This is a genomic window from Cytophagales bacterium, from assembly GCA_033344775.1.
In the GTDB taxonomy this organism is placed as follows: Bacteria; Bacteroidota; Bacteroidia; order Cytophagales; family Cyclobacteriaceae; genus JAWPMT01.
Window position 1 is genome coordinate 577468 of record JAWPMT010000005.1, and the last position, 19408, is coordinate 596875.

General features: G+C 43.6%; 13 protein-coding genes. 8 read left to right on the forward strand and 5 right to left on the reverse strand.

The features are described from left to right. Nucleotides 1-24 precede the first annotated feature (24 nt). Complete coding sequence (locus tag R8G66_20070; protein ID MDW3194686.1) at nucleotides 25-411, forward strand: hypothetical protein; 387 nt, start codon at nucleotides 25-27, stop codon at nucleotides 409-411. A 40-nt stretch (nucleotides 412-451) separates the two neighbouring features. On the opposite strand, the gene R8G66_20075 is transcribed toward R8G66_20070, so the two are convergent. After that, nucleotides 452-1366: a hypothetical protein gene (locus R8G66_20075; GenBank protein MDW3194687.1), complete on the reverse strand. Its 915-nt coding sequence runs from the start codon at nucleotides 1364-1366 to the stop codon at nucleotides 452-454. Between the two features lie 119 nt (nucleotides 1367-1485). Here R8G66_20075 and R8G66_20080 point away from each other — a divergent pair, with 119 nt between their 5' ends. Next, entirely contained in the window at nucleotides 1486-1809 is a 324-nt protein-coding gene (locus R8G66_20080) for an MmcQ/YjbR family DNA-binding protein (protein MDW3194688.1), read from the forward strand. Between the two features lie 9 nt (nucleotides 1810-1818). Further along, nucleotides 1819-2658, forward strand: a complete 840-nt coding sequence (locus R8G66_20085) for a VOC family protein (GenBank protein ID MDW3194689.1) — start codon at nucleotides 1819-1821, stop codon at nucleotides 2656-2658. 8 nt (nucleotides 2659-2666) lie between these two features. Here R8G66_20085 and R8G66_20090 read toward each other — a convergent pair whose 3' ends face one another. After that, nucleotides 2667-3059, reverse strand: coding sequence for a hypothetical protein (locus R8G66_20090; GenBank protein ID MDW3194690.1), 393 nt, complete (start codon nucleotides 3057-3059; stop codon nucleotides 2667-2669). A gap of 69 nt (nucleotides 3060-3128) precedes the next feature. Continuing rightward, on the reverse strand, nucleotides 3129-6797 hold the full coding sequence (locus R8G66_20095) for a T9SS type A sorting domain-containing protein (protein ID MDW3194691.1): 3669 nt from the start codon (nucleotides 6795-6797) through the stop codon (nucleotides 3129-3131). A 1513-nt stretch (nucleotides 6798-8310) separates the two neighbouring features. On the opposite strand from R8G66_20095, the gene R8G66_20100 reads away from it, so the two are divergent. The 4 genes from R8G66_20100 (at nucleotide 8311) to R8G66_20115 (ending at nucleotide 13577) form a co-directional block, all read left to right on the forward strand. Next, nucleotides 8311-9444, forward strand: a complete 1134-nt coding sequence (locus tag R8G66_20100; protein MDW3194692.1) for a 50S ribosomal protein L11 methyltransferase — start codon at nucleotides 8311-8313, stop codon at nucleotides 9442-9444. A 58-nt stretch (nucleotides 9445-9502) separates the two neighbouring features. Continuing rightward, entirely contained in the window at nucleotides 9503-9730 is a 228-nt protein-coding gene (locus tag R8G66_20105; protein ID MDW3194693.1) for a hypothetical protein, read from the forward strand. Nucleotides 9731-10050: 320 nt separating this feature from the next. Beyond that, nucleotides 10051-11256, forward strand: a complete 1206-nt coding sequence (locus tag R8G66_20110; GenBank protein ID MDW3194694.1) for a DUF2441 domain-containing protein — start codon at nucleotides 10051-10053, stop codon at nucleotides 11254-11256. 215 nt (nucleotides 11257-11471) lie between these two features. Beyond that, nucleotides 11472-13577 carry a PrsW family glutamic-type intramembrane protease gene (locus tag R8G66_20115; GenBank protein ID MDW3194695.1) on the forward strand — a complete coding sequence of 702 codons (2106 nt, stop codon included), beginning with the start codon at nucleotides 11472-11474 and terminating at the stop codon, nucleotides 13575-13577. Here R8G66_20115 and R8G66_20120 read toward each other — a convergent pair. Beyond that, the gene (locus R8G66_20120; GenBank protein ID MDW3194696.1) at nucleotides 13546-15948 is read right to left on the reverse strand and encodes an FtsX-like permease family protein; all 2403 of its coding nucleotides are present in this window, start codon (nucleotides 15946-15948) and stop codon (nucleotides 13546-13548) included. The two genes, R8G66_20115 and R8G66_20120, sit on opposite strands and share 32 nt — an antisense overlap. Before the next feature lie 137 nt (nucleotides 15949-16085). Between R8G66_20120 and R8G66_20125 the strand changes: the two genes are divergently transcribed. Further along, nucleotides 16086-17960 carry a histidine kinase gene (locus tag R8G66_20125; GenBank protein ID MDW3194697.1) on the forward strand — a complete coding sequence of 625 codons (1875 nt, stop codon included), beginning with the start codon at nucleotides 16086-16088 and terminating at the stop codon, nucleotides 17958-17960. Nucleotides 17961-18019: 59 nt separating this feature from the next. On the opposite strand, the gene R8G66_20130 is transcribed toward R8G66_20125, so the two are convergent. Further along, nucleotides 18020-19345: a LamG domain-containing protein gene (locus R8G66_20130; protein ID MDW3194698.1), complete on the reverse strand. Its 1326-nt coding sequence runs from the start codon at nucleotides 19343-19345 to the stop codon at nucleotides 18020-18022. Nucleotides 19346-19408 lie beyond the last annotated feature (63 nt).

Below are 19408 nucleotides of genomic sequence, written 5' to 3' on the forward strand. Positions count from 1 at the left end.
ACCGCCACAAAAACGGACTTGACCATGTACAAGATCGAACGCCAAAATTATGGAGTCAAATTAACCTTTGACGGATTCATCGAACCCGAAGAAATGCAGGCCTATAAAGATGAGTTTAGAGCAATGCTGGATTTGCTGCCATCAAAATTCGGCCTGCTAGGAGATGTAAGAAACATGAAACCCCTACCCCCTGAAAGTCAAGCGATCCTAAGTGCGCATCCTGAGTGGACTGCTGACCGCATTGTTCGTTCAGCCACGGTCATTGATAGTGCGCTCGTAAAAATGCAAACACGAAGGTTGACTAAGGAATGGAAACAAGATGAAGCAAAAAGGTACATTGATGCTTCGAAGCATCTCGACTGGGAAGTGGTAGCCGAAAAATGGCTATTAGAGGGTATTGAACCTCAGTAGTTGCTTGACTACTGAGGCTTTTATTTTTTTATCTCATAAGCTACTGAATACTCAGTAAAAACCCAATAGAAAAGTTACCATCCCAATCAAAAACGTAATCATTACAGTTTTCAAGATTGTCATAAAGCGCTTTGTAGATATTCAATCCAGCCAACACTTTAGGATCTTCGATTCCCTGATAATCGTTTGGATTATCCAAAGGTGTATACCTATCGCTGTAATCATCATTCAATTTTGCAAGGTTATATGCTGCACCACCAATCATGAAACAGTGATAGGTCTTATCAGCTGGAATTTCAAGAATTCGAGCTTTGATGGCTGCATAAACACCTTCATCACTTAAGCCTTTCTGGTAATATTTCGATCCTTCAAAACTGATACTTTTGATCTCTCCACCTTCCATCCAGGATACCTTCGTATTTCCTGAGCCGATATCCACCACAAAAGAATTCTCGATAAAAGGAGCAGGCATGATAGCCTTAAAGGCAAAAATTCCTTCTTTCTCCACATCCACATTATTGATCGCATAACCCAATTCCTTCAAGGCGACATTGATCTGCTGTACTTTCTCACTTGAACTTGCGGTACTACTTTGAATAAAATGGATCTTATCACCTGTTACTCCCTGTTCCAACATACCTGCGATGTAGGCTTCTAACCCTGATCGGACGGCTTCCAGTGTCGCATCTCCTTCATACACATTACTTTCACCGAAGTTAGCCTTTTCCAATTTCCAGTTACCTACGGTATCCAAATTGACAATGAAGGAATTAAAACCTGTTCCCCCCATTTCCACGATTCCAAATAAAGAGCCGTTTTCAGGCAATGGAGGAGCATATTTAAACTCTTCCGTAGTTGTCTCCACCTCGGATGTTTGCTCAGCCTGCTGTGGAGTGGAGCAACTAAAGGCCACCAAGGCAATAAGTAGTGATAAAAATGATTGACTGCTTTTCATTTGGCTAGATTTTGCTCAAAACTATACTAAAAGTCAGGAACATCAAGAACCACAAAATCAATTCTGATTTTACAAACCATTGCATTAATTTTCATGAAGTCACTGATCAGGCAAAAAAAATGCAAATCCCATCAAAACACTTGGTTTTTAAAGAGTTAGCACTGTCCTTTCCGAACACGGAACAAGCACCTCATTTTGACCGAACAGCTTTCAAAGTGATCGGGAAACGGATATTCGCGACACTTCACCACGCAACCGATTCCGCTAACCTTAAATTATCCCCTGAAGATCAAAAAGCTTTTTGTGAGCTCGGAGACCACATCTATGCGGTTCCTAACAAATGGGGCACGCAAGGCTGGACCACTTTTGAATTGGGTAATTGCGCAGAAGAAGTTGTCAAAAGTGCACTAGAAAGTGCCTATCTTCAGGTCGGGAAGAAATAACCTATTTAAATGAAATCGCCCATTACGTCTTGCCTTTGGTTCAATGGAAAAGCAGCCGAAGCAGCAGCTTTCCACTGTAAAACATTCAAGAACAGTGAAATCATTCATAGTGATGAAGTGGTCACACATTACAACCTGAACGGCTATCGATTCACTGCATTAAATGGTGGTCCGCGATATCAAATGACCCCTGCGGTATCGTATTTTGTTTATTGCGGCAATGACGCGGAAATTGAACGCATCTATAAGGCCCTTTCGAAAGGAGGAAAGGTATTGATGCCATTGAACAAGTATCCATGGACCAGTAAATATGCCTGGGTACAGGACAAATTTGGTGTCAGCTGGCAGCTAGATATTGATGACATCAAGGTGCCACAAAAGATTGTCCCAAGCCTGTTGTTCACCGATAAGAAATACGCCCTGATCCAGGAAGCTTTTGATCATTATGAATCAATCTTCGACACCCTATTCTTAACCAGCCTTCCTTACCCGATCAGCGCGGGAGCACCTTTAGGCACGCATCAATTCGCTCAATTCAAGCTGAACAACACCATATTCAATGCGATGAGTAATAATGCCCGACACGATTTCGATTTTACTCCAGGCAACTCTTTTGTGCTCGAGTGCGAAAATCAGGAAGAGATCGATCAATGCTGGGACCAATTAACGAAAGGTGGTGAAGCCAGTAAATGTGGTTGGTTGGTAGACAAGTTTGGCATTTCATGGCAGGTAATTCCTAGTCAATTAGGGGAATTGATGAGCAATCCGGATACTTCAGAAGCGGTCATGAACAGCATGCTTGAAATGAAAAAGATAGTGATTGCGGAGCTGGAAGAGGTAGCTAAGTAATCAGCCCCCTACTCCTTCCTGATCAGATTGAAATAGGTCTGCTCGAAAGTACAGAGTTGTTCTTTCAGCAGCAGGGTGTCTTTGTCTGCGAGGCTGTCTTCAGAAAAAGTCATTCCCTTCAATAGGCGAACGTTAAGCGAATCTCCCTGATTAAGTACGTGGATCAATCCGCTGCCTCTCGCTATCACCTGCAGTACCTTCACGCCTACTTGCCGCATTTCCTGTCGGCAGGATGTATCCTCCCAATTGGTTCGCAAAGGGCTTACCATGATTTTAATGGTTCCAGGCGGTAATTCTTCAACCCCATGAACCTGACTAATCGTTGGTTTTGACGGACTGGCCTGCGCCAAAACCTGTAAGGCTAAAAGGAATAGCGTCAGAAACAGGAAAATCGACTTCATAAGTAAAAAGAAATGCACCGATAAAATTACCAGTGCATTTCTATTAAACGTTGATCTTTAAATAATTATCTATCGCTTCAGTACAGTAAATACTTTTGAAGAACCATTTCCGGCAGCGACTTTGATCAAATAAAGTCCTGTTGGTCGGGAAGAGGCATCCCAAACAAAGTCCTGAGTTCTCTCGTCAAGCACTTGCTGCAACAAAACATTTCCCTGAAGGTCATAGATCGCAATTTGCTTCTCACCTTCCGTTTCATCGCCAAACTGCAAGCTAAACGAAGAAGCAGATGGATTAGGCCAGATCTTCAGCTCCACTGGAAGGTTGGTCTGTCCCAACAAATCAGGGGCAGACTCAGTGTCAACTCCACCAAATGCATCGTTAACAGAACCATACAGCTGGAATACTTGATCTGTTACTCCTCCGAAAATTGAAGCTGGCGTCCAGTCCGTCGCTCCTGCACCGAACAGGTTAGCCTGATCTCTGAAGAAGCCCTGCTCTCCAACCACAGAGGCCTGAGTAGACCAAAACCACTGGGTCGCATTAGGGAAGAAATTCAAGTTTACATAAACACTGATCCAGTAAGTACCTTCACCCAAGGTAGCAGCCGTAGGCAATTCCAGATCCAGATTCGTGCTTGCTGGATTTGAAATTGGTGCGAAAGCGCCACTGTTATACACTTCCGTTCCTGGTACGCCACCGGCATCATCGTAAATCACGACTGTAGCACTGGTCAACAATGGTGCATTATTAGCTCCACCTGCAGCAAAAACGCGCTCTATGGTCCAGTTTTGACCTGCAGGTACCGTCACGTCTGCGGCCGTTTGAGCAATCGCTCCGAAATCAAGGAAATTTTGTGAAGGTCGGCTACCTACAGCCGGCTCAAATTGCTCGTAAATCGGAAATTCCGCAATGTTGATGGTAAACCCTTCCGCTACGGTTTCATTCTCAGTAGATGCAACTAACCCTATAGTTACACTACCGAGGGTATCGGCGGCAAAGCTGATCTGGATTTCATCTTCCACAAGTACAGCTGTTACCAAGTTGGGGTCGCTATTGGTCAATGTGATTGTAATTTCATCATCACCTTCGTTTTGCTCCCACCATTTTCTTCTGCGTCCTTCGTCTTCTTCGAAGGTGAAAAGTCCGGCAATAGAGATGGTCGTGTCCGGAGCATTTACAGGAACGGTGAAATCATTCAACAAGAAGTTGGCCATCAATTCAGGCTGATCTCTTCTTCTCACAAAGTCGAAGGCAGAATACAAGCCATTACCATGAACAGCAGCTGCTACAAATCCATCCTTACGGGTTTTGACCTGAGCAACGACCGTCTCTCCGATTCTGGTGCTCCATCTTCTCCACCATCTCTGGTTATTAGGACGGATGGTTCTGGCATAGTAAAGACCAACGCTTGTACCTACATAATATCCCTCAGAATTTCCTTCAACAGCTAACCACCTTACAGAAGGTCCGCTTCCAGTTCCATCAGGGTTTTCCTCCAGGTTACCACTGATATCTGTCCAAGTATCTCCGGCATCTTCACTGTAGAAAATACTAGGAATACTGTAGTTCGAGAAGACAGCAAACACACGATCAGAATTGGTAGGATCTACCGTCATACAAACCACGTTGCCTGGAGGTAAACCTTTGCCCGTTGACAGGTCTACCAACGTAGAACCGTCAATGTTCGCATTGTCAATGCGATAAATTCCACCAGCATTGGTACCGAAATAAAGTTTGTTGGCTTCTGGGAAAGTAGATACATCCAAAGATGTAATGGTTCCCGGAACGATTGAATTGGTCATTTCTGTCCAATTCACAGAAGTAGTTGCGTTGGAGAACAATGGAATACCATCCAGGTCATTATTCCTCCACATGCGGTTGCCAGCGGGCATGTACATGATGTTGTCATTGCGAGGATCAAGAATGAATGGCGCAATGAAGCCAAATCCTGATGCTCCTGAAGGCTGTACTCTCGCGAAAGACTCAAAGTTTCCTAGCGAGTCGAAGTTAAGTCGAAAAACCACACCTCGCTGAGCAGAAACGTAGCGCGTACGTCCACCGTCAGCAATAGCTGCATACGCACCGTCACCACCGAAATCTTCAATCCAGGTAGCATCAGACTCAGTTGAATCTGTGAACCAGGTTCCATTGTCCTGGAATCCCGAGAGTAAGTCTTCATTCTCCGACTCAGGATCGAATGCCACTACATAAGGTTGTGTGGTGATGTATCCCCGGTTCAGATCCGTCCAGGTTACCGGCTCAACGCCGCCGCTGATTTCTGTGATGTCTTCCGCACGGAAAACTCCTCCGTCATTACCAGAAAGTGCTCTGTTCGGATCAGACGGATAGAATACTAATTCGTGCTGATCAGGGTGCTGATTGGTGTAAAGGCTTACATTATTCAATGGAGAATAACCACCGATCCAGCTGTCCTGTCCTGCAGGAGTTCTGAACCCCGTGAATGAACGATAGATGTTCGTCCCGCCAACAAATACCAGGTTTGGGTTTGTTGGGTGAACCCGTACGATCAGGTTGTAGCTTGTTTGAGAATTGAAGCTACCTACTGAACCACCCAGTGCCGGCAGATTCACACTCAAATCTGTCCATGCCGTGCTGTCAGGCTCGTCCGCGTTGTACTCCCAAAGGAATCCTAATGTACCTGCTTCATTCTCTGCCAAAGCAAATACGATGTTTTCGCTGGAAGGTGCAAAACCAAGCACAGTTCTACCTGTCAATGGTGACCATCCTACAGGTGTGATGTTCGTCCAGGTATCTCCGTCGGTTGAAGTGAATACACCAGCGTTTGGTGTCCCTGTTGCTTCTATCGCGGCATACAAGGTACCACTATTGGTAACGATCACTTCTGTCCAGTTAGGAAATCCTCCCTCCAATACTTGTGTAAAGTTTCTGGCAAAATCTGTAGACTTATGAACCCCATCTCTGGTAGATACATATACATCGCCAGTTACTGGATGCACTGCAATATTGGAAACCAGATCAAAGGGAGAGAATTCTACAGGATCATCGTCCTGCGTATTTCTGGAAACATGGAAAGAACGACCGCCATTGAATGAACGATAGATACCATTTCCCTGATAAAATGCACCGGCAGCACTGGCTGAGTTTCCTACCCCCTCACCAGTTCCATAATACCAGATGTGCCCTTTACCAGGCCTTGGATCCTGCACGATACAAGTGATACTCGGATGCTGAAATTGTTTCGTGATCTTTCTCCATGACTCTCCACCATCTTCGGATCGCCACAAACCACCTGAAACACCACCGGCGAGGATCACATTCTCATTGGTTCGGTCAATTGCCAATGCGCGGGTTCTACCCCCAACATTGAAAGGACCTCTGTTTCTCCATCTTCTATTCTGGAAGAATCGGGCTTCTTCCGGAGATTTCGCTTCTTCTACAAAAGGCTGAATACCTTGTGCAAATTCCACTTCTTTCATCCAGATTTCTACCGGAAATTCACCCGTATATGGGTTGACCAACATTTGTCGCTCAGCTTCCGCACGATCGATGGCATTATCACCAATACGCTTGGGGGTGTTGGAATACTCAGCAATGTTGTTGTCAAAGATCTTGGTCATCTTGTACAATTGATGACCATCATAAGTAGATGCCTCGGTTTTGAGTCGAGGGTCTACCTGAGCATAAGAAATAACGGTAAACGCCAATAGGAATAATAAGGTAGCGCCAACCTTTCTTGCTAGTAATTTGATTTTCATGGTTTTTATGAAATTTTAGGTTTACACAACCCCAATATTTGGCATGAAGGCGGTGAGGCAATAGAATATTCTGCCCCAACAATGGGTAGGTATGCGGTTCATAATGATATTAAGGTTGATTGGGTTTAAAGGTAAAATAGGCTACCTGAAATACAATGCTTCTAATCCAATAAATGCAGCTAAGTGTCGTTTTTTGTCAATCACAATTCAATGCTCCTATTTACCGGCCATGATTAGTATTTGCTCAATTAATTTTTTAACTTGAAAACAACTAAAGTATCTATCTATGAAAAAATTGACAATTCAACAGCAAAAGACCCTCCAAGGCGGTGATCTCAGAATACCCAAAGGCACCGGAAGAAGAAACGGGTGATGAGAAAATTAACGAAGCAGGCGCTACTGATTGTAAAAGGTGGAGCGCAAGACGTAGGTGATATAGACAGAACTCAGCCGAATAAATTACATAAATAATAAGCGTGCTAACATGATTAAGGTACCTAAAAAACGTATGCAAACTATTAAAGCCGGATACTTCAAGGGAGTAGATGGACTTAAGTAACTCTTTCTCAATCACGATCAATTAATCCATACATATCATGAAACCAATTCCTAAAAGTTCTCAAAAATCCATTCAAGGTGGTTGGCCAAAAGCTTGGAAAGTCTGATTCGAGATCAACTTTATTATTCCCCTTTAAACCATTTTAAACAATGAAACGAATTACAATAAAATCACAGCAATCTGTTCGTGGCGGATGCTGGCCAAAAGAGTGGAAATAACGACTCTTCCGTTTAGCAAAAATCTTTTTACTTCCATTCATTAAATCACTGAACCATGAAAAAAATCACCAGAACCCAATTACAAACCATCAAAGGAGGCAGGAAACGTCCCGGGCGTGCTTGAACAGATTTATGAAAAAACTTAGCAATAAACAATTGAAAGCTGTGAAAGCTGGATCGGATCTACAAGATTGGTGGAGATGAGCATGAAGAAACTCACCAACATACAAATGCAAACCATTATTGCAGGCACTGACGCCACCAGTGAAGACCCGGGGGCTGATATTGATTTTGTGGGCCTTTCCAGGAAATAACATCTTCTGCGACTTTACCCATAGAAACTAATGATCACAATTATGAAACGTTCCATTAAACCCTTGAATTTAAGTCAAGTTAAAATCACGAAAGTCCAGATGAAAACAATTTATGGCGGTCCTACCCGTCGCGCAGAATTGGATCATGTAGGGGCTTATAACTTCTATAAATAATCATGAAAAGAACCAATAAATTAAGCGCTGTAAAAATCACTAAAGTGCAATTGCATACCATCTATGGCGGGCCCACTCGTCGTGCTGATTAATCCAGCTCTCTCAATAAGTCATGAAAAAACTTAGCCAAAAAGCACTCAAGTCCATCAAGGGTGGGCAGGATGGAGATGATCTGTTTTAAGCAGCCATCTATTAATTAAACTGACAATCAATGACCGAAAGAGCATTCTCTTTCGGTTTTTTCATGCATGGAAAACAACCAACCCTACAAAAAACTAGCAGATCTAGTGATCACGTTTGAAGGATCACAAATATTCATTCGGTCCAATGCCGGTGGCGTCGGCATCGTTACCGACCCGGTGATCGTTGAAGTACTGGCCTATTTTGATGCACCCAGAACCTCCAGGGACTTTGAAGGAGAATTCGGAAAGGAAACCCTTCACCTCATGGAAAGTCTGGTCGAAGCAAACCTGTTGGTAGCGGCCAACAAAGAGCGTGACTCTCCTGTTTTTTTCGGGTTCTTCAGTGGATTCGATGTGCACAGAAAAATGCTTGCCGATCAGGAGCGATTGTCGAAATACCGTGAAGCCATCTTTGCCACCGTCTCCGAGGGTGATGTGGTCATTGATGCCGGCGCAGGAACAGGAATTTTATCCGTCTATGCGGCCCAGGCCGGAGCGGCCAAAGTTTATGCCATAGACAATAGCGAAATGGCTTTGATGATCCCTAAGCTGGCCAAAGAAAATGGTTTTGACCAGATCATCGAAGTGGTTCAGGCCGACTTTGCCGAGGTACAGCTACCCGAAAAAGCAGATGTGATGGTCAGTGAAACATTTGGATTTTGGGCACTGGATGAAGGCGCTATACCTGATTTGCAGCAATGCGCGAAACGGCACTTAAAAATCGGAGGTCGTATGATCCCTGAAGCTTTTAGTCTTTATCTGGCCCCGATCAAAACTGCTCCCGATAATCTATATTCCGTCTTCGATGATCGATTCGATGAAGTGCGTATGGAATGTCTGGCAAACGAATCCAGCCTTCAATCATCGGTCTCCAAGCTCGACCCTGAAGCAGTTGGGAATTCCATTTTCGTCGGTCGATACTTAACGCTAGAGGTAACGGAAATCATTGAAGAAGCAACTCAAATCCCTGGCCCTTGTGAAGCTTTGTGTGCTTACTTCACATTGCATCTTTCACCCGAAATTGACCTCACCAATGCCCCACATGGCGCCACCACCAGTTGGATCCAGGCAACACTACCTATCCTACTACCTCACTCTGAAAATCAACTCAACCTTCGAATAGAACCCGCCCCTGAAAACAGAAGGGCCATTTCGCTCACCCTAACTGGTGATGTTGAAAAAACGATCAGAATATCCTGATCCATCAAGCATTCTTATTCATTAAAATTTTGACACGAAATACCAAATTCACTAAATCATGAAAATAAAACGAATACAAACTTTTCTGATACTTATTATCGGTTTGGTCCTCTTTTCCTGTGAAGATGACCTGTTGAGCATAGAACTAAACACGGATCAGTTAACAGAAACCACATTATCTGACGCCAGTGCGTCCCAGGATGAAAACAGCCCGCTTAGTAGTGCTTCTGGAGGGGCATTGGACAATGCCGGAGGCCTTGATGGGGATTCAAGTACATTTTATTGAGTACAGTAGCTAGATTGGTCTTAGTGAGCCACTAAGACCAGAGCTACGGTAATTATTGAACAATACGTTTCTCAAAATTCATGCAATAAACTCCTGTAACTAAAGAATTTCTTATCTTCATAGCCATAAAACATTGCCTGGCTGGCAAAACATAAACCCTTAATCATTGAAATCATGTTGAAGCTCGATTCATCTAAATCATCACCAAAATCTGTTAAGATTTCCGAAACATCCTCTCAAAGACTGCTCAATGCAGATGAGCTTCAAAGCATCAAAGGAAGTCTGCATCGGCCGCCTTCTGTTACTGTTGGAGGATAAAAATGTCTGACCGCCAGGTCCTCTATCACGTATCGAATCAGGATTTTGCCATCGATTACTTCAACGAAAATGAAGTCATTGACTGGTCAGGAGATCAATTCAATCAGAATACGATCAATCTTAGAGGCTATCGGCCTCAACTAGCCGTAGCTGATCATTCCATTGACTTGATCCGAGCGCTATCTTCCTTCGGTCCTGAACTATTAGATCTTGGTGAGAGAAAGGAGCTGATCACGCATGTTACTGATGCGTTGACATTTACAAATCGCCGATTGGTAGAAAATGTATTTGAAAGCATACGTGTCAAACATTTCAGCCATTTACCTTCCAGGGCGCATAGTATCTACCTGACTAACCGCCAGCATATAAGGTATTGGTTTCAGGAATTGAACCGTGTCAATCCATCGGTGATCTATGAATTTGAATGTGAAGGCACTTTTCACGCAGCCGATGCTTCATGGATTCCAGAGCAGATCGTTCCTAGCGATGATTACACAGCACAAGCGTTTAATTACTGGAATGGGAAAAGTCATCCTGGTTATCCTAACCCAAGCACTGAAATTTTATTTGTTGGAAAACTCAGAAAACTCAACTCTTACAGCCATCCTAAAGAGCTAATTGCCGATAGGCCAAATTATAGTCAGGTGCTTGAATTTTTCGCGAATTGTCTATCAACTAAGTATTTTCCCAAAGCCAATAGAGGGCATGATATGGACCATACGTCCCGGGTCATGCTCAATTCACTGAAACTATGTTCTACACTTAACCTGGAATATTCCGAGGTGATAAAGGCACTTTGCGCTGCATTCTTACATGACCTTTCTCGCCTTCATGATAGCCCCTGTGAGATCCATGGTCAACTGGCAGTGATTCAGAAACTACCACAATTTTATCCAACATGGCTCAACCTGGGTTTGGATGATGACGCCATAGAGGAAATTAAGGCAGTCGTAACCCTTCATTGTAAAAAAGACAACTTCCATAGCGACATCCCAAACATTCAATTGTTGAAGACGCTAAAAGATGCCGATGCGCTGGATCGGATTCGCTTTGGTGAAGAAAGTTTGGACAAAAATTACCTCAGACTATCTGCTTCACGCAATCAAATTCAATGGGCAAAAGCATTGTTTTTACGATCTATAAAAACCGACAATCCTTCCCAGTTCTTTCTGAAAGAAGCCAATAAAATCATCAAAACATCAGGATAAATCAAGGTAATTCTGATCAGTCATCAAAGGAAAAAGAAGTAATTGCTCAAGCATTGGACAATACGAGAGACCTTGACTGAAGTTTAAGCCCCTGTCTTAATCAGGAACATCATTTGGAATTTGTTAGCAGTTAAGACCAGATAGGAAAGTAAGCAAGCACTGATTTGGTATTTTTCTTATTTTCGTACGGACTTTTACCAAAATAACTTACCCTAATGTTTTTCATCCTCCTATTCCTTGCACCCTATTTGATCATGCACCGCAAAAGGTATCGGGAAGCAAGAGATCGAGAACTCTATCTGAAAACGAATCTCCTATCATCCAATCTATGGATCATCTTTCTCGTGTCTGTTGGCCTGATTTTCGTCAATTCCTCCTTTCAGACGAGCCCTACTCACGAAGCTGAAGAATTAATTGAAATAACCTCTCCTAAAAAAAATGCCTACCTGGATAGCATAAATTTTCATCGGTATTCACACATGAACATCCCCGAATATCAGAGAGATCTTATCCTTACACATCTGTCCGTAAATGACGAACACCAGAGTCTTTTTTCCTATTATGACTCCATCACCTCCCTGGGGCATCAGGACATAGCCTATTGGGGAAAAGCTTACATACTTCTGGAACTAGCGGAATATGATAGTGCTCTTACTTTTCTTGACATGACCAGTCAAGGTTATGAGGGACGTTATTTTTTCTACACGAAAGCCATGGCTTATGCCGGATTGGATCAAGAAGATTTGGCCATCGATCTGCTCTTCCGGGAACTGGAACTGAAAGAAGGCGCTCACGAACATGCCGCAAATTGGCTGATCAATTATCACTTTCAAAGAGACAATTACGAAGCACTTTCCGAATTATTATCAAAAGAGAACGCATTCGATTATTTCCCACTGGACATAAGGAGAGAAGTACAATTGCTTGATTTCAATATTTCCGGTTATTACGGAACGATTTTTACCTTTTTCGTTCAGGACATCAATCCCATTGGCATACTTGCAGCCTTTCTTATCTTAATGGTTTGGTTTCGGTTTGTAACCCAACTTGCTTTTTTCCAGCAATTAAGATCCAAGGAACTGATCGCTTGCCTGGTGCTGGGTATGGGATTCGCATTCCTTACTTTTTTATTGAGCGACTTGCTGCGTCAGTGGTCCGGAGATAGTGAGTTCTGGAATACGTTTACCTGGAGTGTAATCGGCATTGGAGCCATCGAAGAATTGGTGAAAATCATACCGCTTCTCATCATCATGGTAGTCATCAAACGTAAGTTGGAAGCCTACGAATACATCCTATTTGCAAGCATCTCGGCACTTGGGTTTGGGTTCTCTGAAAACCTCCTCTACTTTGACGGCACCTACGGAAACATCATCACAGGCAGGGCACTCACAGCTGCAGTAGGTCACATGATCGATTCATCCATTTTTGCCTATGGATTTGTTCTTGCTAATTTCAAATACAAAAACCTAAACAACATAGTCGCCTTCTTTATCTTTTGGGGGCTAGCAGCTTTGGTCCACGGTCTGTATGATTATTGGATTTTCGCGGAACTGTACCTGTTTTTCTTCTTTTTCCTTCTGCTGATCATCCGCGTTTGGAACACAGTACTCAACAACTCCCTGAATAATAGCAAAGGGTTTACCTATAGCTCGAATTTCAATACGAAAAGATTACAATTTTACCTCGCGATTTCCCTCTCAGTGATCATCATGTTTGAATACATCGTCACCGGAGCACAACTAGGCAGAGATGAAGCAAATAGCTTTTTGATCTCCGCGTTCTTTTCCGGAGCGTTTTTAATTGCTTTTCTGGGGTCCAAGCTCAGTTCGTTGAACCTGATCAAAGACTACTGGGGCAAGATCAATTACTCCATCAATCCATTTACCGACGATATTGTCACACAAAACTTCGTGCATCAGAAAGTGCAATTAGGCACCTACTATTCGGATCAGGGGTTGGTGGAATACTTTCCTGCCGGCGTATTGGGAAAAATCACCAGCCGGGTAGTCTTGCAAAATCGTGCCCCTACTTTTTTCATGTCCAATGATGATTCAGGATGGTTCCTTGTAAAATTGGCTAAACCACTCGACGAACCCGGATTCAGGAAAGATCGCGTATTGATACAATTCAAAGATCATTATTCATCACTGAATGATCAGAGGAAATTCATTGTTAAACTTCTGCTTATCCCTGAAAAGATCACCAAAATCGCAGGATATCCCGCCAGAAAAGATTTTGAATCTCTTGGCTGGGTATTTCTCGAATCTGCCAATCCACATACACTGGATGCTACTCGTCCTTCAACACATCCACAGGATTGAGTCGTGCTGCTCCGAAGGAACGGGTACCCATGGTAATCGCCGATACGATAATGGTAATGACAAAGGCACTGAGAATAATTTCCCAACCCAGCGATATGCGGTATTCAAACCCTTCCAACCACTGACTCATGAGGAAATAAGTCACCGAACCGGAGACTATAAATGCGATGATCAAAAGCCAGGTCACTTCTTTGGCGAAAATGGACAGGATTTGCTGTAGGGTTGCTCCTAATACCTTTCGAATGCCTACTTCCTTGCGTTTGGCATTGGCCATGTAATCCGTTAACCCATAAAGTCCCAAAATGCTGATCACCAGTGCAATCAGAACAAAGAACGAGATCCCTTTGGCCATCACCTCTTCAAATTGATAACGACTGGCGATTTCCTGATCGAAGAAATTGTACTCGATGAGCAATTCAGGATACACTTCGTCCCAAATGGTCTCGATACTCGCTAACGCAGCTGACGATTCTGCGCTAGAGGAAAGCTTTAGCGCCATCTCATAAAAACCATCCTCTTCATATCGCATCATAACCGGGATGAGCTCATTTTGTAATGAAAAAGAATTGAAATCCTTCAACACCCCAACGATACGATACTTACCATCCCAACCGCTGGCATGGAGTTCTTTGCCCAGGGCCTCTGTTGGACTACCCAATTCCAATTCCTTCAGGGCTTGCTCAGTGACTAGCACATTGTCGGAAGGGTCATTGGAACGAAGATTTCTGCCACTGACTAATTGCAATTCAAATAAGTCCAGATAGTTTTCATCAATACTCTTGACATTGAATTGCTGATCTTGATCTTTACCAAGTTCGGGGCTAAAATATCGATCAGTATTGTTGGTATTGGCCATAGGACTGCCGAGGTGCACAGATACCTGATCAACCTCAGGCAAACTTTCCAGGCGGACCTTTAAACGTTTTTGACGCTCCAGATCAGGTTCGGGAAACAACAACTGAATGATCCCGTCTGTCTGGTACCCCATGTCATAATCCCGCATGAATCGCATTTGGGAAAAGATCACAATTGCACCGATGATCAATGAAACTGAAAATCCGAACTGTAACCCAACCAGAATTTTCCTGATAGGCAACTTACTTTGCTGGTCGATGTTTGAAACACGGGTTTTGATTGCCACAACTGGCGAAAATTTAGACAGTATCAACGCCGGATAAAGTCCCGAAAGCAGCGTCATTGCGACCAATATTACCGCCGCAAAAGCAATCCACTCCACGGTAGGCATATCTGCCAGACTAAGTGTAGAGTTGATCAGTGAGCTGAATAACATCAGGAATTGTTCACCGAGAATGAATCCAAGTCCAAGAGCAATCAGTACGATCAAAAATGTTTCCATTAAAAACTGTGCGATCAGGTCAATTCGATACCCTCCCATCACCTTTCGAATGCCTACTTCTTTGGCGCGGTGTATGGCCCTGGCAGTGGTCAGGTTGATAAAATTGATACTTCCAATCAGAGCAAGCAAGATGGCCAGGGTGTAAGAAATGATCTTGTAAACCGGTTCAAATGTGACACCACTATAATTACCTACTTTACCGGAATGGATGTCGGACAATGCCTGCACTTCCAGCCAAAAACCCTCAACTTGATTATGTTTCTCAAATGCAATGTTTACATCACGCTGCGTCACTCGAGCATCACTCCCACTGTTTATTTTTAACACACATTGCGTACCGCCATTGAGGCGTCCCCACAACTTGCCTTCTCCATAGTAGGCGTTGACTCCCTCCTGCTTCTCATAGCCCGCAACCATTTCAAAAGGGAAATCTGTGCTTTTAGGAAAGTCCAGGTAAATACCCTTGACAATCAGGGTATGTTTATTGGCTAGATTGATATCGCGCCCAAGTAAAGAGGAATAATCATTCGTTTCAAAAAACTTAAATGCCGTTGACGCAGAAAGATAAACCGCATCAGGATCCGTAATATCCGGAGAGCCTGCCAACCAGTCAAAAGTCAGAATATCATACATGTCTGGTTGTACAAAAGCAATGCGACGCTGCTTGATCTTCTTCAGCCGACCATCATTGGTAGGAATATTGACCTGATCATTGAGCATGTAGACATTGGAAATGGCTTCTACATTGGTCAAATCTTCGCGCAGACCATCGGCCAAAGGGTGAGGCACCGTGGCAGTCATTCCCGACTGATCCCCGATCTGGTAGGAACCTACCAGCCGATAAATCTGATCATAATTGGCCTGATGTGTATCAAAGCGATCCTGGAATCGAATGATAGAATACAAGGTGACAACACAAGCAATCCCTAATGAAAGTCCAATTACGCCCAGAAAAAAATAGGCTTTATTACGAAGCAGGGACCGGTAAGAAGTGACGAAAAAGTTTTTGAGCATGACCTAAAAATAATTTAACCTGATTGCAATATAGTTAATACCATACAAAAACCAGTACCTTTTAATGCAAAGTACCTCCCTACATGAAATTGCTTTTCGCGAATTGTTTTAAATTCGTTATCGCCTAACGCCAATCAATGAGAAAGCTGCCTATTCTACTTTTTCTATGCTTCTGTTCTCTGGTCAACGCTGCACAAGCCCCAACAGATAGCCTGCTCCAACTAACCGCTGCCGAATATCCTGCGACCAAAAGAATTCAGGCTTTCAATGAGTTGTATCAGCTATATGCATTGGATTCTCCAAATTATGCATTTCATCTAATGAAAGAGGCCACCGCACTCATTGAGCAAGAAAATGCAGCTGCCGCATCAGCGTTGGTCAACTTAGGCAAGGCATATTATGACCGTTCTTCGTTGGATTCAGCCATTTTTTATACCAAAAGTGGTCTTGGCATATTTCGCAAATTGAAGGATCAGTTTGGCATTGCAAAGTCGCTCAATAACCTGGGACTTTATTATGGCGACATCAACGCCCTGGAACAGAGCCAGGAATTCTATAAGGAGGCCCTCCAAATAGCGGAAGAGCAAAAATTCAACACGTTGGTAACAGACCTTTACAATCGTATCGGTTTTGTTTTTATTCGTCAGGAAAGACTCGAATTGGGACTTCAGTACATCATGAAGCCTTTCGAAGCCACTAAAGGTGAGGAAACCACCGATCGAGTCAAAGCAATATTCAATGTTGCCAATGTGCTGCAAAGGATGGGGAGGCTCGAGGAGTCCCTGAGTTATCTTGATACGATGGAGTTTGTCTCCAGAAAAATTGATTTCCAATTTGGGGTGGCCAAATCCCTTGGAATGCGAGGATATACGCTCATGGATATGGGTCGATTTGCCAAAGCCATAACTGCCGTCGAAGAAGCAATCAGGCTGTTTGATCAATTTGGAATTCAAAATGAATTATTACAGGCAAAGTTGGCAAAAGCAAGGATTTTGCAGGAACAGAAGAAGTATCAGGAGATGGAAGGAGTGCTCAACGAAATTGAAAAAGATATTTCAACTATAGAAAACTTCCAGGTGCTGACAGAGATCTACGATGCCAGGTACGTATGCATGAAAAACCTGGGTAAATATGACCTTGCACTACAAGCCTTAGAAAAACGATCACATGCCAGAGATAGCTTATACCTGACCAATGCAACGGCACAGATTGAAGAAATAACCACCAAGTATGAGGTGGATCGCAAAGATCAGGAAATTCAAAACCTGACACAGCAAGGCAAAATTCAACAACTGGAAATCCGCCAAAGAACCATTCTTCTGATCGGTATCGCCTTGTTGTTGATTGCCCTGACCATTGCAGGAATTCTTTGGAACCGTCAGAAAACCATCAATCACCGACAAGCAGTCTCCGCGATGGAACAAAAGCTGCTAAGGCTACAAATGAATCCCCATTTCATTTTCAATGCATTAGGCTCAATTCAGCAATTTATGCACAACAATGATCCTCAAAAAGCGGGTTTGTATTTGGCTAAATTCTCGAAACTCATGCGATCAACGCTGGAATATTCCAGGAAAGAATGGATCACTTTAGACGAGGAAATCACGTTATTAGATGCGTATATAGAGATCCAGCGGTTGTGCACACAGCAATCTTTCGAGGCACATATCATTGTGAATGAGGAGCTGGATCAGGAGATGATCAAAGTTCCACCCATGTTTGCACAACCTTTTGTAGAAAATGTATTTGAACATGCCAATCTGGATGAATCCGGGAAACTAGAAATCCGTTTTGAAATAGCTGCAGGTAAAATTCACCTGTCTATTTGTGACAATGGAAAAGGTATTAGTCACTCCTCCGAACAGCAACATGAATCTTTGGCCACCACCATTACACAGGAACGTTTGGCCTTATTGAGTAAGAAATTCAGTGAAAAGTTCGAGATCTCCATTGGACAGTGGATGGACCGTGAGTCAGGCACAAGAGTTGACTTATCCCTGCCCTATCATTAAAAAAGCGACCTGAAATAGATCGCTTTTCACCCAACAGTCTCAATCAAGAATCACTGCACTCATTCGGCGGCGGGATTTTCTGCATGATAGAGCACTTCAACTTCGGAAGGATTGAGTACTCGTTCAAATAAGGTGACATCATCGATGCTTCCTTCAAAAGGGAAGGTACCATTTGGTGAGGAAGTCCATGATCCATTGGTGTGTGCATTTCCTATTTGGTTGAAGACCATCGCAGAAAGCACTCTCATCGCCCGACCTGTCCCTGTCAATACATTATCGATGTAAATTTTCTGTTCTGTCCCATCTGCTGTAATTACCACATGGTGCCACTGATTGTCGTTCATTTGTAATTCACTTTCATTCATATTCACCACAGATCCCGTCCAGAAAGTAGCAGCCAGGGTTTCATCTTGTCGCACATAGAGCACGGGTACCCACTGACTTGCACTGCCTCCCAGCACTTCACTTTGATGTCCGATCAACGCACCGCCTGTGCTTGTCTTAAACCACAAGGAAACAGTAATTGCCTCCTTGAGCAGCAATCCGTTTGGCAGATCAACTCGACTGGCAGTTCCATCGAATGAAAGGGCCTGATCGTCATTACCAAATCGATCTGTTGCCGCGCTGGTTTCCACTAATGTTCCGTGACTTTCATTATCACTTCCATCATTAGCAGTCATATCATTAAATAAGTAATTAGCAATCATGTTGGAAGTCATGTCCACCGTGTGTGCATAGGCGATGACAGTAATTGTGAATTCAGTTTGGTCGCTGGCAGAGCCAAAAGTTCGGGTAGCCGTTAATGTAACCGACTGATCTCCTGTGTCTACTGAAGGGCGAGTCACGTCGCCATCATCGGCCAAAACATTGGCATTCGAGGTGGTCCAGGAAACTTGCACATCATTTGAAAGTGCAGTAGGCAGGCCCAGATCCCGCTTGACAGTGGCCGCATCTTCCCCATTGAAGAAGGTGATCACGAGCTCCTTGGCGGTTGCATCTAATATATCCTGATCAGATGGACTTTCTTCCAGCACAGTGACGGTAAATGTTTTCGTATCGGATGCTTCCTCCCTGGTAAGCGTAGCAGTCAGCGTTACTGTCGCATTACCTTCACCAAAGGCCGGTTGGGTCACCGTCCCGGCAGCAGAAATGATGGCAGTATTGTTACTTTCCCAGGTCACGGTTACTCCATCAACTGAAGAGGTTAAGCTCAGGTTAGTAGTCACTCCGGAAGCCGTTTCTCCAGATGCAAATCCAATCTCCAGGTTTGATTTGGCGGCAGCAACAATTTCGGCAGCCGATGGTCCCGCAGGCAAATCTTCTTCAGAACAGGCAATCATGACACCTAGTATCATGAGAGATAATAATAATCGAAATGTTTTCATGGCGTTGTGATTCAATGCACCAAACCTACAGCCCTGGTTAAGGCCGTATAACCCTCAATTATT